Here is a 15,812-nt window from a genome sequence, read left to right on the forward strand (position 1 = left end):
CTTGGCCTTGATCCACTCGGGCTTGCGTTCGACCGGGACGGCTTTGTTGCGTTGTTCAACGCGCAGCAGCTTACGGCCTTCAGGTGCCAGGGTCATGAGGAACTCCATAATTCAGGTGGCGCGGACGCACCACGATGATTCGGTTCCTCCCCGCTCTGTATTGGACCTGAGAGTTTCCGCGTCTCCGCCTCTCGGCTGGACGCTTGCACCGTCGGTGAGTCCGGTTGCCCGGGCTGCTTTCCAGAGTTGCCTTGCCGCGGCGGTACATGGGCCTGAGAGATTCCTGGGGAGGATTTGCTCCTACGGCGCCTGCTGAAACGTACCGGCAGGGCTCTCCCGCCGCAGATCATAAGCACGTGCCGCCTTTCGGTGACACGTCTCACATGGTATCCGGTGCCTGTGCGGCACGCAAAGGGTGGCTGTCGCAATTGTCGCGGGTTCTGGTTGGCGCAAGGTCTAGCGGGCGCCTTGGGAGGACCATACGGAAGCTCCGAGTTCCCGTGAAATTGTCCACGCGGCGTCGCGGAGTTCGCGGACGGTGGCCTCGCTTGCCGGCCACTCGCTCGCGGGGAGCACAACCGACAAAACGGCGATGACGGTCCCGCTTTCATCGTAGACGGGGGCCGCGATGGAAGCCTCGCCAATCACCGCTTCCTCGTATTCCAACCCGAGCGCGTTTTTGCGCACTTCCTCAAGCTGGGATCGGAGGACGGCAGGGTTGGTGATCGTTTCGCCGGTAAATTCGGCCAGCGGTTTGCTGAGCACGTCATTTTCGAACTCGGGGTTGTAGGCGAGTAGTACTTTTCCGAGAGCAGAGGCGTGGGCGGGTAGGTTGAGTCCTGTTTCCGGCATTTGCTCTGTGCCGTCGGGGCGGCGGTCGTGATGAATGATCAAAACCTCGCCGAGAAGGTTCACACCCAGTCGCGTCGCGTAACCGGTCCGTCGAGACAACTCGTGCATCCACCGCATCGCGCGAGCCCGGACGTCAAGCGTGTCGAGGTACACGCTGGAAAGTTTCAACAGCGCGGGCCCGAGCATGTAACGGTTTCCGGAACTTTCCTGAGCGACCAGCCCGTGTGCCTGCAGCGACTTCACCAGACCGTGGACGGTGGACGGCGGAAGCTCCAACGCGGCGGCCAATTCGGAAATTCCAAGGCGCCTGGCGCCTTGAAGGAGCCCGAGGATCTTCGCGGCACGGTCAATCGACTGGATCACAGCCCCACTCTCCCATCATCAATTGGCTTCTCCGTTCGACATGTCAATTTAACCCCTTGACAACCAGGGATCCTAAACGGCATGATTCGATAATACCGAATCAGAGTCGACAATGTCGAATCCGACTCTTCGGCTAATTTCATCCACCGTTCAAAGGAGAACTTTCGTCATGGACGAAAACCGCATGTGGCAGCGCGTCGCTGCCGAGTTCCTGGGGACCGCGTTCCTCGTGTTCGTAGGAGTAGGATCCGTCCCGGCCCTCGCCATCGCCCGCGGCAATGCGCCGTTTACCGGTTCGGAGCTGGGCTTCATCTCCCTGTCGTTTGGTGCAGTCGTCATTGGCACCGTCTACGTCTTCGGTTACATCTCGGGAAACCACATCAACCCCGCAGTGACCGTGGCGCTGGCCGCCACAGGGAAGTTCCCGTGGCGTGACGTGCCGGGATACCTCGCAGCCCAGGTACTGGGTGCTGTTGCAGGTTCCCTCGCGATCATTGCGGTCCTCGGCCAGAAGGCCAGTGAGCTGGGCCTCGGGGTGGCCGCCTATGGTGACATCCCCGTCTGGCAGGCTTTCACCGCTGAATTCATCGGCACGTTCATTCTGGTCTTCACGGTCTTCGGCGTGATCCACCGCAAGGCCGCACCGGGTTTCGCCGGGATTGTCATCGGCTTCATCGTGTTCGCCGCAATCATCCCCGTCGCGCCCGCCACGGGGGCATCGATCAACCCCGCCAGGACCACCGGGCCGATGCTCGTACAGTTCCTGATGGGCGGAACCGTTCACTGGGAGCAATGGCCTGTTTATGTTGTCGCCGAACTTGCCGCGGGCGTCGCCGCGGGATTGTTGTTCGGGCTCATCTCGCGCACCCAGGCTGACCGCACCTCGCTCACCGAGGCGCTGACCGAGCAGGAGTCCCGGGCGTGAACAAGCTGATCAACTCCCCGCAGACTCTGCTGGCAGACGCCCTGCGCGGTGTCGCCGCCGCGCACGGCCAACTTTCCGTTGATTTCGAGAACCGCATCGTTTTCAGCACCGCACCACGGGAGGGACGCGTCGCACTGGTCTCTGGAGGTGGCTCGGGCCATGAACCGCTGCACAGCGGGTTCGTCGGCGCCGGGATGCTGGATGCCGCGTGCGCCGGTGAGATCTTTACATCACCGACGCCCGACCAGATTCTGGCCGCCGCCACCCGGGTGGACACCGGGGCGGGGGTGCTCTTCGTGGTGAAAAACTACACCGGCGACCTGCTCAACTTTGAAATGGCCGCCGAACTCGCCCGGGAGCAGGGAATCGAGGTGGCCACCGTTGTCGTCGCAGACGACGTCGCGGTGGAGGACTCCACCTGGACAGCGGGCCGGCGCGGTGTCGGCACCACGCTGATTCTGGAAAAAGTTGCCGGCGCAGCAGCTGCCCGCGGCTGGTCCCTTGAGAAAGTACACGGGCTCGCCGAACGGACCGCCCATGCCGGGCGTTCCATGGGGGCAGCACTCACCAGCTGCACTGTTCCTGCCGTCGGCAGGCCCAGCTTCGACCTCCCCGAGGGCGAAATGGAACTCGGCGTCGGCATCCACGGCGAGCCAGGACGCAAGCGTGTGCCGGTGATGTCGGCCGCGGAACTCTCGCACGCGTTTGTCGAGTCGATCACCACCGACTATGACCTCGGCGGCAAACCGGTCATCGCTTTGCTGACCGGCCTGGGAGGAACCCCGCTGATCGAGCTCTACGCAATGTTCGCCGAGGTCTCCGACCGACTCAACGAACGCAATATAAAGGTAGCGCGCTCGTTGGTCGGCAATTACGTCACCAGTCTCGATATGGCGGGCTGCTCGCTGACTCTGGTCGGCGTAGACGACGAAATTCTCGATCTATGGGACGCGCCGGTGAACACCCCTGCCCTCCGCTGGCAGGATTGACATGTCTGAAGCACTTACGATCGGTGCGCTGCAGCAGTGGCTGTACCGCTTCGCGTCCGAAATCACGAGAGAAGCAGACTGGCTGACCGAGCTGGACTCGGCGATTGGAGATGCTGACCACGGGACCAACATGGTCCGCGGCACAGCCGCAGTGGTCACCAAGCTCGATGGCGGGGCGACAGGCACCGTACAGGAACTGCTTAAGGCCGTCGGCATGACCCTGGTGGCCACCGTCGGTGGGGCCAGCGGGTCCTTGTACGGCACCTTCTTCATTGAAATGGCCCGAAACAGCCCCGCGGACGTGCAATTGAACGGATCTGAATTGGAGAACGCACTGCATGCCGGCGTCAACGGCGTGATTGCACGGGGACATGCAACGGTTGGCGACAAGACCATGATTGACGCCCTCGAACCGGCCGTCACGGCACTGTCCCAGTCCCTGGCTGACGGCCAGCAACTGCAGTGCTCAATTGCGGCCGCCGCCGCTGCGGCGACGACCGGCCGGGACTCCACCAAACCGCTCGTCGCACGCAAAGGCCGGGCGTCCTACCTCGGTGAGCGCAGCGCCGGACACATCGATCCGGGAGCCGCGTCAGCGGCCATCCTGCTTGCAGCGCTGGCCGCCAGCATCGGGGAAGGAACCGCATGATCGGCATCGTACTCGTCTCACACAGTGAAGCCCTCGCAAACGCCGCGATGGATCTCGCCCTGCAAATGGTTCACGGCGCGCAACCTCCCATCCGGATCGCCGCGGGCGTGGCCGGAGGTTTCGGCACCGACGCAACAGCAATCGCGTCCGCAATCGATGACCTCGCCACCATTGAGGGTGTGCTCGTGATCACCGACCTGGGATCAGCGATCCTTAGCTCATCCCTGGCCTTGGAGATCCGCAGCAGCACCTACGAGGTCTTGATCAGCGACGGCCCCTTCGTCGAAGCAACTACGGCTGCAGTGGTCAGCGCAACGGCAGGAAGTTCGCTGGCCGACGTTGCCGCTGAAGCGAGCAACGCCCTCAGCGCAAAGAAGACCCAGACCGTCACCGGAGCAGGCGCTTCAGTCGCGGAAGACACCGATCCGGAGAACCCCGCCGCCAGCGCAGAGGAACGTCTGATCAATCCGATGGGCCTGCACACCCGCCCGGCAGCCCTACTCGTGCAGACGGCCGGGGAGTTCAGTGCCGACATCGAACTCACAAACACCACCGCCGGGCGAGGACCGGTCAGCGCATCCAGTGTGATCGGTCTGCTCTCCCTCGCGGCGAGCAAGAACGATCAGCTCCGCATTGATGCCAACGGCCCCGACGCCAGTCGGGCCGTGAACGCCTTAAAGCAACTCGTCCTCCAAGGGTTCGGCGAGCTGTCCTAGCCTCCTTCCCCAACGCCTTCATCCCTCTCTTTCCGCTGTCCTATTTACAGAACCGGAGTACTTCCATGCCCACATCCGTGCGTCGACACATCGTCAACAACCCCCACCGCGTCATCGACGAAGCCCTGGACGGTTTCGCCCTGACCTATCCGGAGCTGGTGACGTTCAACAACGAACACAACCTGATCTCCCGCAAAACCCTGACACCCGGCAAGGCCGGACTTGTCTCAGGAGGAGGCTCCGGCCACGAGCCACTGCACGCCGGATTCGTCGGGAGCGGCATGCTCGACGTCGCCGTCTGCGGCGCAGTGTTTGCCAGCCCCACCGCAGACCAGGTGCATGCGGGCACCAAACTCGCCAACACCGGCGCAGGTGTCGTGCAGATCGTGAAGAACTACACCGGCGACGTCCTCAACTTCCAGATCGCCGCGTCCCTGGCCGATGACGACGGCGTTCCCGTGGAGCAGGTCCTGGTTGACGACGACCTCGCCTCCGACAACGGCAACGACGGTCCCGGACGCCGCGGCACTGCCGCAGTGGTCACCGTCGAAAAGGTATGCGGCGCTCTCGCCGAGCGGGGCGCCGACGTGTCCACGATCGCCGCCCGCGGCCGCGACGTCGTAACCCGTTCACGCAGCCTGGCGATCGCCCTGGACGCAGGTGCGCACCCCGGTGAGTCCGCTGCGGCGTTTGAGCTGGAACCGCACGAGGTCGAATTCGGGGTGGGCATCCACGGTGAACGCGGCACCGGCCGCATCGCCTATGCGCCTGCCGATGATCTGGTCGAACAGCTCGTCACCCCTTTGGTGAACAGTCTGCAGGTCAAGCGCGGCCAGTCGGTGATTGCGATCGTGAACGGCCTCGGCGGGGCCTACCCGCTCGAGCTGTCCATCGCAGCCCGCCACGTACACAACCTTCTGAACGGTCGTGGCATCAGCGTCGCGCGCTCCTTGACCGGCACGTACGTCTCTTCCCTGAACATGCACGGCCTCTCCGTGACCCTGACCGTTGCCGACGACGAACTGATCAGCCTGTGGGACGACACCGTCCGCACACCAGCCCTCACTTGGTAACAACACAACAAACCGAAGGAAACACCATGACCAACTTCATCAACGGCACCGCTGCACTGACGTGGATCACCTCGTTCAGCGAACGATTCGACTCGACACAGGCCTACCTGACAGAGCTGGACAGGCTCGCCGGTGATGGCGACTTCGGCGTGAACATCGCGTCGGCCCTGGAACGCACACGAGCAGGTTTGCCGCCCGCCACGGAGGCGACCTTTACCACCGTGTTCCAAGCCGCAAGCCGTGGCTTCTTGGCCACCGGAGGCACCAGCGGACCGCTGTTCGGGATGTGGTTCCGCGACATCGCCAAAGGGACCAAGAATGACGCAGCAGCCGTCACTGACATCGCCCAAGGCATCGCCGCGGGTCTGTCGACCATCCAGAAACTCGGCGGTGCCCGGGTCGGTGACAACACAATGATCGACGCGCTCGAACCGGCATCCGCTGCCCTCACCGCGGCCGCCGAGCGCGGCAGCATGCCAGGCGAGGCGCTTCTGGAAGCAGCCCTGGCTGCCCGGGCCGGCGCTGAGTCCACCGCCGACCTCATCGCCGCCCGCGGCAGGGCCACCTACGTGGGGGAACTCGCGCGGGGGGTGCTCGATCCCGGCGCGGTCACCATCGCTTTGTTCTTTGAGGCCGGCGCGGACACCGTCGGCGCCGGCGGCGGCCCACCAGCTAACCATCGCAGGGATGATGCGCGCGGGATGTCCCCCGAGCTTACAGCTGCTAGATCCTGCGATAGCTGAGGTCGAAGATCATACGTCCGGCCTCGTGGGCCTTGTTTTCGAAGCTCGTGCGGATGCGGCCATCGAAGCGCGGAGCCCAACCGCCCACGTGGTCCACTCCCTCGTTGGGGCCTGTGTGCTCGGTGCTGACCGGGGCGCGGCCTTCCTTGACAGGTGCCCCGCCAACCATGGTTTCGACTCCGGATTCCCACACCTGGGTGAGGGGGCTGTCAGCGCCGGTCCGTTCGCCGTCGTGCACGTTCTCGAACTCGGTGGAGCCGGCCAGGACCTCGCGGACGTGTATGGCGTAGTTGGACCAGTCGGTGGCGATCCGCCACAGGCCACCCTTCTTGAGGGACCGTGCTGCGAGTTCGGCGAACGCGGGCTGGATGAGGCGGCGTTTGTGGTGCCGGGATTTGTGCCACGGGTCGGGGAAGAAGACCCAGAGCTCGCTCACCGAACCCGCGGGGAGCATGGTGGCCAGGACCTCGGGGGCGTTGGCCTCCACCACGCGGACGTTGCTGAGCTCGCGGCTGTTGATCTTGATCATGGTGTTGGCCAGGCCCGGGGTATATACCTCCACGGCGAGGAAGTCCCTGTCCGGGTTCTCCTCTGCCGCGTGGCATACGGCGTCGCCGAGTCCCGAACCGATTTCAACGATCAGCGGCGCCTTGCGCCCAAACTCCGCTTCGGCGTCGAACACGTAGTCCGGGTGCACGGACGTGTTGGCGACATGCCGCGGAACCTGGATGGCCCAGCGGTCCGAGTGCTCTTCCCACGCGGCCTGGCGGCGGCCCTGAAGGCGTGTCCCGCGGCGCACAAAACTGACCGGCCGGCCGCCATACGTGCCGAAGGAGGCCTGGCTGCCTGGGGTCACGGGGCGCGAAGACTGCGGTGTTTCGGGGGATTCTGGGGTTTCACTCATCCCCTCCAGAATACCGTTGCAGGACCTAACGCCCGCGGCGGAGCTGGCGTATGTGGACAAACTGCCAGAATGGGTTGGTGACCCGTGCCTCAAGCTCCCCCGAGAACACCAAGCCGCACTCCGGCATCCCGGAGACCCTCGTCGACGCCGAGATCGACGAGGTTCCCGCCGCCGAGCCTACCCAGGTCAAGACGCGCGCCGGACTCGTTTTCCTGGGGATCTGCCTGGTGCTCATCGGCCTGAACCTGCGGACGGTGTTTTCGAGCTTTTCGGCGGTTCTTCCGGAAGTCACCGCCGACGCCGGGCTGCCGGGCTGGGCAGTGGTTGTCCTCACCACTGTGCCAGTGACCTTGTTGGGTGTCTTTGCGCCGCTGGCGCCGGTCCTGGCGCGCCGTTTCGGTGCCGAGAGAGTATTGCTTGGCGCGATGGCAGTGCTAACGGCTGGGCTGCTGCTCCGTCCCGTGGACCTCGCCGGCGCCGGGCACTTGCCGGCCCTCCTTGCCGGTACCGCGGCGTGCGGCGCCGCGATCGCGCTGTGCAATGTGCTCCTGCCCGGGGTGGTGAAGCGCGACTTCCCGCATCGGCTTGGGCTCATGGGCGGGCTATATACGACGGCGATTTGCGCGTCCGCCGCGCTTGGCGCCGGTTTCACCTATCCCGTCTTCGCGGCGGCCGGGCACTGGACCTCGGCGCTGTGGTTCTGGGCGCTGCCCGCCGCCGTCGTACTTTTGCTTTTCTTGCCGCTCGCGATCCGCCAGCATCCCGTCCGGCACAACGCCGCCGACGGCGGTGCGAACGTCTGGCGTTCCGCCGTCGCCTGGCAGGTCACCATCTTTATGGCGTTGCAGGCGATGATGTCCTTCAGCGTGTTCGCCTGGTTGGCGCCGATTCTCCGCGATCGCGGGATCGACGGCGGGACGGCCGGCTTCATCGTGTCCGTGTCGATTGTGCTGCAGATGCTTGGTTCTTTCATTGCTCCGGGGCTCGCGGCCCGTTTCAAGGATCAGCGCGTCATCAACGCCGTGGTGGCGCTCATGACCGGCGGCGGCTTCGCCTTGAGCATCTTCGGCCCCACGGATCTGATTTGGGTGTGGACCGGGCTGTTGGGCCTTGGCCAGGGGAGCCTCACGGCCGTGGCGTTGACCATGATCATGCTGCGTACGCGCGATTCGCACACCGCGGCGCATCTTTCCGGCATGATGCAGGGCGTCGGCTATGGCTTGGGCTCCACGGGAACCCTGATGGTCGGCCAGTTGCACCAAGCGACCGGTGGCTTCGCGGCTGCCGGCATCCTGTTCCTCATAGTGGGATCCCTGGCGGCCTTCTTCGGCTTCCGCGCCGGCCGGAACCGGTATGTCGGCTAGCCCAACTGACTCGCAGTTGTTGTCGTTTTCGGGCCTCTAAACGACGTTAACTGCGAGCCAGTTGGGGAGGGAACGCAGCGAGGCGGCATAATCGGGTACATGGTCATGCTGGCACCCTCGCGCGAGCTGGACGGGCTCGATCGGCGGATTGTCGGCGCTCTCCAGGTCAATGGCCGCGCCTCCTGGCGGCGGATCGCCGAAGTTCTGGGCGAGCCGTTCAGCACGGTGACCCGCCGCGGCATCGCCCTGCTGGATTCGAGTATCGTGCGGGTGGCCGGCCTGGTGACCCTTGGCCCCACCCATCTTGTGGAAGTGCACTGTGAACCCTCGCGGTTGGTCGCCATCGCGGAGGAGCTTTCAGGCGATCCGGACGCTATTTTCGTCTATGCGCTCACCGGCCCCACTCGAATCCTGTTCGAGGTTCAAGCCCGTCCGGGACGCCTCTCGAGCCTTGTGCTGGAGGAACTACCAGCCCTCGACGGCGTGGTGCAGGTGAGCGCGTCGCCCGTCATGGAGTACTTCCGCACGGTGGCTGAATGGCACCCGGGCCCGGTCACCGCAGAGGAAACTGCCGCGCTCCAGGAAGTGCCGCCTCCGCCGTCCCGTCCGAGTGCGAGTGGAGTGCTCGACGACGTCGACTCCCACCTCGTGCGGATCCTCGTGGCTGACGGCCGCGTTCCGGTCGCCGAGCTGGGGGAAGCCGTGGGGCTTTCCGCCCCGGCCGTGCGCCGACGGCTCAACACCCTCCTCGAGGACGGCACGCTGAGTGTCCGGGCGATCGTTGAGCCCGCGGACATCGGCCTTCCGATCGAAGCCGTGGTCTGGGTCCGCACTGCCCCCGCCGACGCCGTCGAGGTTGGCAGGCTGCTCGCTGAAGCGCCCGGAGTCCGCTACGCGGTCATGGCGATGGGCGAATTCCAGCTCATGGCCAACGTCACCCTCGCCAGCTTGAACGAACTGCGCGATTTCCTCACGTCATCTCCATGGGCCGAGCGTGCCCTGGCTGTGCGCAGTTCCCTCGTGGTGCGGGCGTACAAGCGCGGCGGCTTGCGCATGCCCGCCCTCGACTGAGTCAGTTAGAAACCAGCTTCCTCCCGTCTGGGTTCGCTCCTGCCCAGAAAAGGGTGCCTTGCGCGCCAAAAATCTCATGCGCACCCCTAGCCAAATGTGATTCACCACACTATCGTGGTTCATTAATTCTACTTTAGGCAAAGAAGTGACTCAAAAGGAAACTAAATGAAAGCAATATGAATCATGACAAACGACTTGATTTACCGTGGGGCAGTGGAGCTCGCCGGGCTCCTGCGTTCCCGGGAGGTGTCTGCCACCGAGGTCCTCGAGGCGCACCTGGAACAGATCGACAAGCTCAACCCGTTGATCAACGCGGTCGTTACCCTCGACGAAGAGGGCGCCAGGGCGGCCGCAGCGGAAGCCGACCGCAAGATCGTGGCCGGAGAGCCAGTGGGACCGCTCCACGGCTTGCCCATCAGCTTCAAGGACACCGCGAATACCGCGGGGATGCGCACCACGTTCGGGCACCCGCACTTCCGGGACCACGTTCCGGAGGAAAATGATCTGCACGTCCAGCGCATCCTCGACGCCGGAGCAATTCGAGTGGGCAAGACCAATGTCCCCGAGTTCGCCGCTGGTTCCCACACCTTCAACCGTGTTTTCGGTGCAACGCGCAACCCCTATGACCCCGGCAAGTCCGCCGGCGGCAGCAGCGGTGGTGCGGCAGCTGCCCTGGCAGCGGGCTTCCAGCCGATCGCCGATGGAAGCGACATGGGCGGCTCCCTCCGCAACCCGGCGTCGTTTTGCAATGTGGTCGGCCTGCGTCCCACCCCCGGCATGGTCCCCAACACGGACGGCAACAACGTCTTTTTCCCGTTGGGCGTGGCCGGACCCATGGGCCGCACGGCGGCGGACGCTGCGCTTTTGTTCGAGGTCATGACCGGCGCTTCGCCTGACGATCCCCATTCCGTTTTCCCGACCGGTCCCGAACGCCGCGATGCCCCCGCCACCGAACTGTCCCCAGCCGATTTTGCCGGCCTGCGTATCGCGTTCGCTCCGAGCCTCGGCGGCCGGATCCCTGTGAGCCGCGAGGTTCTCGACGTCATTGAACCGCAGGCAGCGGCCCTCGCGGCCCTGGGCGCACACGTCGAGCTGGACTGCCCGGACCTCGACGGTTCCGAGCAAGTGTTCCGCGTACTGCGCGCAGCCTCTTTCGACTCGATGTGGGGCGAGCAGCTTGCCACAGAACCCGATGCCTTCAACCATTTCCTGGCCGGCAACATCCGCGAAGGTGGCCTGCTCAGTGGCCGCGACGTAGTTCGCGCCGAGGAAGGAATGACCCGCCTGATTCGCAAGGCGGCCGGATTCTTTGAGCGTTACGACCTGGTTATTGCCCCTGCGTCCCAGGTTGTCCCGTTCGACGTCGATCTCGAATACCCCACCGAGATCGAGGGGCAACGGCTCCAGAACTATCTCGACTGGATGCGTGCCCCGTACCTGTTCACCCCGCTTGGCCTCCCCGCCCTGTCGGTTCCGGCCGGTTTCACCCCCGCCGGACTTCCCGTAGGCCTCCAGATGGTCGGAGCGCGCGGCAGCGACGCCCGTCTCCTCCGCCTGGCTTCCGCCTTCGAGAAGATCTCTTCCTGCTCATCCGTTCGCCCCCAAGGAGCTGCAGTTCTATGAGCACTACCCTGGCATCCCCCAAGAGATTGACCATTGCCTCAGTCCCCATCGTGGGCATGATCATCACACCGTTCCTGCCTTTCGTTTCCACACCAACGCTATGGCTTGGCCTCCCGTCGGCGATCGTCTGGATGGGCCTCATGATCGTCGCCACGATCGTCGCACTGCAGATTATCGAGCGCACGTACCTCCGAGAAGGCGGTGCCGAACTCGACCGTCTTGAAGCCGAGCAAAGCGCCTTGGCAGGCGCCGCTACAACGAATGGCGCCGCTACCTATAGGCCGGCCACCATCACCGAAAGAGAGGCCTACTGATGCTTACAGTCGCCATCATCATCGGAATTGTCGGCATCGGCGCCCTCGGTATCGTGGGCCGCCGACGCCAGACAGAACTCTCCAGCTGGACCGTCGGCAAGCGGGATTTGCCCCGCTGGACCAGCTGGTTCCTCCAGGCGGGCGAGTCGCTGACCACGTTCAGCTTCCTCGGCCTCGCCGGAATCGCGTTCGGTGGCGGCGTCGCCGCACTCTTCGCCGTCGCCTATCTGACCATCAACTGCATCGTCCAGTATTTCGTGATTCCCCGGCAGCGAGCTCTCGGCGCGAACCGCGGCTACCTGACCATGGCGGACTTCTTCCAGGACCGATTCAACAGCAAGGCCCTGGGCAAGACCGTGGCCCTCGTCGGTGCGGTGTTCCTCATCCCGTACCTGCAACTGCAAATCACCGGGCTTGGATTGATCGTCCAGCTCGCTACCGGGAGCGAATCGGCGCGTGGTTACAGCATGGCCGTGGCCAGCGTGCTGGTGGTCGTCTTCGTCATCTGGGCGGGCATCCGGGGACTCGCCAAGGTGGCTGTTTTCAAGGACTTCGCCATGCTGGCCGCCCTGGTCATCGTGTTGGCCGGTGTGGTCGCCGGCATTGGCGGCATCCCGGATATCTTCGCCAAAGTCATGGATACCGCCCCGAGCTACCTCACCATCAGCCGTCCGGGCTTTGACGCCACCTTCTGGGTGACCTCGGTGATCGTGACAAGCATCGGCGCCGGGCTCAACACCTTCCCGCACTTGTGGCCGCCGGTTCTTGCCGCGAAAAGCGGTGCCGTGCTGCGGGACAACGTCAAATGGCTTGCGGTCTACCAGTTCCTCCTGCTCATCCCGATCACAGCCGGAATTGCGGCCACCCTGGTCCTCGATCCGAAGACCAAGAGCAACTTCGTCCTCTTGGGCATCGCCCAGCACACCTTGCCGGAGCCACTGATCGCGATCATTGCCATCGGCGGCGCAGCGGCTGCCATGGTTCCGGCGGGCGCCATCGCGATGGGCATTTCCTCGCTTGTCTCGAACAACCTGCTGTCCGTGAAGAACCCCAAGCTGCGGTTCCGGATCAACCACGTGGTGGTCGCCATCGCCGTCGGACTGGCTCTGGCTTTCGGGCTCGCAAAATCGGACATCGGAGCGCTGCTCCTGCTCACGTACGGGGGCCTCACCCAGCTCGCTCCCGCCGTCGCCATCGCGATCGGCCGCAAGGTGCGCATCGGCGCCGTTCCGGTCAACCTGGGGATCATCGTCGGCACGCTCACAGTAGCTGTCATCACCTTCGGCAACGTCCCCACGGGCGGCGCCGATTCGGGCCTGATCGCCCTCGCCCCGAACCTTGTGGTGCTCGCCGTCGCTGAACTTATCCGCCGTCGTCGCGCGGACGACGTCGGGCCAGTTCCGGAGCATCTTGCGGTTGATGGACACAGTGCGGTTAATGGACATAGCGCGGTTGAAGGGCACAGCACCGTAGGAGTCGAAGCATGACGCAGCCCGGATTCCGCGACCACAAGCAACACCACGAGGGACCGCTCGTCGGCAAGCTCGTCGTCGACCTTTCCCGCGCCCTTGCGGGTCCGCACGCCGGCATGATGCTCGGCGACCTCGGCGCCCGCGTCATCAAGGTGGAGAATCCCGACGTCGGTGATGACAGCCGCGGCTGGGGGCCGCCGTTCGTCGATACTCCTGAGGGTCGCGAGTCCACGTACTTCCTTTCGTGCAACCGGAATAAGGAGTCCATCCGGCTTGACCTCAAGGCGGCAGGCGGCAAGGCCGCGTTGCGGGAACTGCTGCGGCGGGCCGACGTCCTCGTGGAGAACTTCCGTCCGGGAACCCTGGACCGGCTGGGTTTTGATCCCAAGAGCCTCGAAGAGTTGAATCCGAGGCTGGTGGTCCTCGCGATCAGCGGCTTCGGCCACGACGGTCCGGAGGGGCACCGTGCCGGCTACGACCAGATTGCCCAGGGCGAAGCGGGGCTGATGTCCCTCACGGGTTCAGGTCCCGGGGACCCGCAGCGCGTTGGCGTACCGATTGGCGATGTCCTGGCTGGAATCCACGGCGCCTACGGTGTGCTGGCGGCTCTCCTGGAACGTGAGCGGACGGGCCGTGGCCAAGTGGTCCGCACGTCCCTGTTGTCCTCGATCGTCAGCGTTCTTGCTTTCCAGGGCACGCGTTGGACGGTGGGCGGCGAGGTTCCGCAGGCCCAAGGCAACCACCATCCTTCGATCGCGCCATATGGGCTGTTCCGCTGCGCGGGAGGCTCGGTGCAGATTGCCGTGGGATCCGAAGGTTTGTGGCGCCGCTTCGCGGAAGAATTCGGACTGTCCGTTCAGGACGAACGCTGGCGCGACAATCAGTCCCGCGTGGCCCACCGGGACGAGCTGGCCGAAGCCATCGAAGCCGCGTTCTCGGAGTCCGACGCCGAAGAGCTGCTCGCGCGGCTTGAAGCGGCCGGGGTGCCCGGAGGCCGGGTCCGTTCCCTGGACGAAGTCTTTGCCTGGGAACAGGCGCGGAGCCAGCACTTGGCGCTTGAACTCCAGCACCCCACGCTGGGACGCATCGAGGTCCCGGGATCGCCGCTGCGCTTCTTCCAACCGGACGGCACCGAGACCACCAGGTTGCGGCACTCTGCGCCGCCGAGGCTCGGAGAGCACGACGACGCCGTCCGGGCGTGGCTTGACGGCGCAGGGTTGCCCGGCGACGCATTAATTGGTTCGGGGGCGTCGTGACGGCGGTCGCGGAGGCCACGCGCCCGGAACCGGCTTCCATCGGACACCGGCAGCGCCGCCTTAGCGGGGCCGAGTTTCTTGAGCAGCTCCTCGACGCCGGCAGTTTCCGGAGTTGGGGCCGGCCTGCTCCGGCGCCGCCGGGGGCGGATTCTGCCTACCTCGCGGATCTGGCCCGGGCCCGCGATCGTAGCGGTACCGACGAGTCCGTGCTCACGGGCGAAGGGACGCTGGATGGGCAGCCCGTGGCCGTCCTGGCCAGCGAGTTCGCCTTCCTCGGCGGCTCGATCGGGCGGTCCGCCGCCGAGCGGATCGTCGCAGCAATTGAAGAGGCGGGCCGACGTCGGCTGCCCCTCGTGGCCGCTCCTGCGTCAGGCGGCACCCGAATGCAGGAAGGTACCCTAGCCTTCCTGCAGATGGTGCGGATTACCGAGGCGCTCGCGGCATACAAGCGTCTAGGGCTGCCCTATCTGGCATATCTCCGGCACCCCACCACAGGCGGCGTCTTCGCCTCGTGGGGATCGTTGGGGCACATCACCGTCGCGGAACCAGGTGGGCTGGTTGGCTTCCTGGGTCCCAAGGTCTACGCCGGACTCACTGGGCAGGAGTTTCCGGTGGGAATCCAGAGCAGCGAGCATCTTCTCGCTCGTGGAACGGTCGACGCCGTGTTGGACGCACCGGGTTTCAGGAACCTTGCCGCTGAGGTGCTGGGCATCCTCGCTGGCTGCGGGTCCTGGATCGATGCGGGAACCCCGACGGTCACAGCTAACAGCAGCGACGACGCTTCCGCGTGGGATTCGGTCGTACTGACTCGCGACGCCGGGCGTCCCGGGCTGGCGGAACTGCTCGACGCCGGGTTCGGCCGCCTCGTGCGCTTGCACGGCACGGGCCGTGGGGCAGCTTCGGCGAGCACCGCCGTCGTGCTGGCCGAACTCGAGGGGCGGCCCGTCGTCGTCGTTGGCCAGGACCGCGCAGCCCAGCGGGCGGGGAGCGTCCTCGACGCCGCGGGTTTGGCGCAGGCCCGCCGGGGGATGCGCCTCGCGGAGGAACTAGGGCTGCCGCTCGTGACGGTGGTGGATACTCCGGGGGCCGAGCTTTCGGTCCGGGCCGAGGAATCCGCAATCGCGGGCGGAATCGCTGATTGCATCGCGGGAATGCTCGGACTTACGGTGCCAAGCGTTGCCGTGCTCCTCGGCGAGGGGGCCGGTGGGGGTGCGCTCGCTCTTGCGGCTGCCCGCCGCACGGTGGCGGCCGAGCACGCCTGGCTCGCGCCGCTGCCGCCGGAAGGTGCCAGCATCATTGTGCACGGTGACACGTCCCTGGCGGCCGAGCTGAGTGAGCGGCAACGGATCGGAGCACGCGCACTCTTCGAAGGTGGTGCCGTGGACGAGGTGGTAAGCGAGGGCGAGGGTTTCATCAAGCGCCTGGTGGAAGCCGCCTCCCGGCACCTCGCCGCCCAGCTTTAACCCAACTGGCTCGCAGTTGTTGTCGTTTTCAGCGC

15 protein-coding genes and 1 riboswitch are annotated in these 15,812 nt (G+C 65.2%); of the genes, 13 read left to right on the forward strand and 2 right to left on the reverse strand.

All coding sequences use genetic code 11. The features are described 5' to 3' along the window. Positions 1-250: 250 nt before the first annotated feature. Positions 251-349, reverse strand: a riboswitch (glycine riboswitch). A 107-nt stretch (positions 350-456) separates the two neighbouring features. Continuing rightward, a complete protein-coding gene (locus ABH924_RS19875; protein WP_404501610.1) occupies positions 457-1,215 on the reverse strand; it encodes an IclR family transcriptional regulator in 759 nt (252 codons plus the stop codon). 169 nt (positions 1,216-1,384) lie between these two features. Between ABH924_RS19875 and ABH924_RS19880 the strand changes: the two genes are divergently transcribed. The 6 genes from ABH924_RS19880 to dhaL (ABH924_RS19905) all read left to right on the forward strand — a co-directional run bounded on the left by ABH924_RS19880 (position 1,385) and on the right by dhaL (ABH924_RS19905) (position 6,310). Further along, positions 1,385-2,140 (forward strand): MIP/aquaporin family protein, encoded by a 756-nt coding sequence (locus tag ABH924_RS19880; protein WP_234754662.1) that lies wholly within the window; start codon positions 1,385-1,387, stop codon positions 2,138-2,140. Then, positions 2,137-3,129 carry a dihydroxyacetone kinase subunit DhaK gene (gene dhaK, locus ABH924_RS19885; protein ID WP_404501612.1) on the forward strand — a complete coding sequence of 331 codons (993 nt, stop codon included), beginning with the start codon at positions 2,137-2,139 and terminating at the stop codon, positions 3,127-3,129. The genes ABH924_RS19880 and dhaK overlap by 4 nt, the downstream gene beginning before the upstream one ends. A gap of 1 nt (position 3,130) precedes the next feature. Then, on the forward strand, positions 3,131-3,778 hold the full coding sequence (gene dhaL, locus ABH924_RS19890; RefSeq protein ID WP_404501614.1) for a dihydroxyacetone kinase subunit DhaL: 648 nt from the start codon (positions 3,131-3,133) through the stop codon (positions 3,776-3,778). Further along, entirely contained in the window at positions 3,775-4,494 is a 720-nt protein-coding gene (locus ABH924_RS19895; protein WP_404501616.1) for an HPr family phosphocarrier protein, read from the forward strand. The genes dhaL (ABH924_RS19890) and ABH924_RS19895 overlap by 4 nt, the downstream gene beginning before the upstream one ends. Positions 4,495-4,559: 65 nt before the next feature. Further along, positions 4,560-5,567, forward strand: coding sequence for a dihydroxyacetone kinase subunit DhaK (locus ABH924_RS19900; protein ID WP_234754669.1), 1,008 nt, complete (start codon positions 4,560-4,562; stop codon positions 5,565-5,567). 26 nt (positions 5,568-5,593) lie between these two features. Then, positions 5,594-6,310, forward strand: a complete 717-nt coding sequence (gene dhaL / locus ABH924_RS19905) for a dihydroxyacetone kinase subunit DhaL (protein ID WP_404501618.1) — start codon at positions 5,594-5,596, stop codon at positions 6,308-6,310. Here dhaL (ABH924_RS19905) and trmB read toward each other — a convergent pair. Further along, entirely contained in the window at positions 6,291-7,214 is a 924-nt protein-coding gene (trmB, locus tag ABH924_RS19910; RefSeq protein ID WP_404501620.1) for a tRNA (guanosine(46)-N7)-methyltransferase TrmB, read from the reverse strand. The genes dhaL (ABH924_RS19905) and trmB overlap by 20 nt on opposite strands. A gap of 77 nt (positions 7,215-7,291) precedes the next feature. Between trmB and ABH924_RS19915 the strand changes: the two genes are divergently transcribed. The 7 genes from ABH924_RS19915 (at position 7,292) to ABH924_RS19945 (ending at position 15,777) form a co-directional block, all read left to right on the forward strand. Beyond that, complete coding sequence (locus ABH924_RS19915; RefSeq protein WP_404501622.1) at positions 7,292-8,578, forward strand: MFS transporter; 1,287 nt, start codon at positions 7,292-7,294, stop codon at positions 8,576-8,578. A gap of 99 nt (positions 8,579-8,677) precedes the next feature. Then, positions 8,678-9,649 (forward strand): Lrp/AsnC family transcriptional regulator, encoded by a 972-nt coding sequence (locus ABH924_RS19920; RefSeq protein WP_234754676.1) that lies wholly within the window; start codon positions 8,678-8,680, stop codon positions 9,647-9,649. Positions 9,650-9,832: 183 nt separating this feature from the next. Further along, a complete protein-coding gene (locus tag ABH924_RS19925) occupies positions 9,833-11,272 on the forward strand; it encodes an amidase family protein (RefSeq protein ID WP_404501624.1) in 1,440 nt (479 codons plus the stop codon). Further along, positions 11,269-11,586, forward strand: coding sequence for a hypothetical protein (locus ABH924_RS19930; protein WP_404501626.1), 318 nt, complete (start codon positions 11,269-11,271; stop codon positions 11,584-11,586). Before ABH924_RS19925 ends, ABH924_RS19930 begins: the two co-directional genes overlap by 4 nt. Next, a complete protein-coding gene (locus ABH924_RS19935) occupies positions 11,586-13,073 on the forward strand; it encodes a sodium:solute symporter (protein ID WP_404501628.1) in 1,488 nt (495 codons plus the stop codon). Before ABH924_RS19930 ends, ABH924_RS19935 begins: the two co-directional genes overlap by 1 nt. Continuing rightward, positions 13,070-14,314: a CaiB/BaiF CoA transferase family protein gene (locus ABH924_RS19940; RefSeq protein WP_404501630.1), complete on the forward strand. Its 1,245-nt coding sequence runs from the start codon at positions 13,070-13,072 to the stop codon at positions 14,312-14,314. The genes ABH924_RS19935 and ABH924_RS19940 overlap by 4 nt, the downstream gene beginning before the upstream one ends. Next, the gene (locus tag ABH924_RS19945) at positions 14,311-15,777 is read left to right on the forward strand and encodes a carboxyl transferase domain-containing protein (RefSeq protein WP_404501632.1); all 1,467 of its coding nucleotides are present in this window, start codon (positions 14,311-14,313) and stop codon (positions 15,775-15,777) included. Before ABH924_RS19940 ends, ABH924_RS19945 begins: the two co-directional genes overlap by 4 nt. The last annotated feature ends 35 nt before the right edge of the window (positions 15,778-15,812 follow it).

The organism is Arthrobacter sp. GAS37 (assembly GCF_044908325.1).
Classification (GTDB): Bacteria; Actinomycetota; Actinomycetes; order Actinomycetales; family Micrococcaceae; genus Arthrobacter; species Arthrobacter ramosus.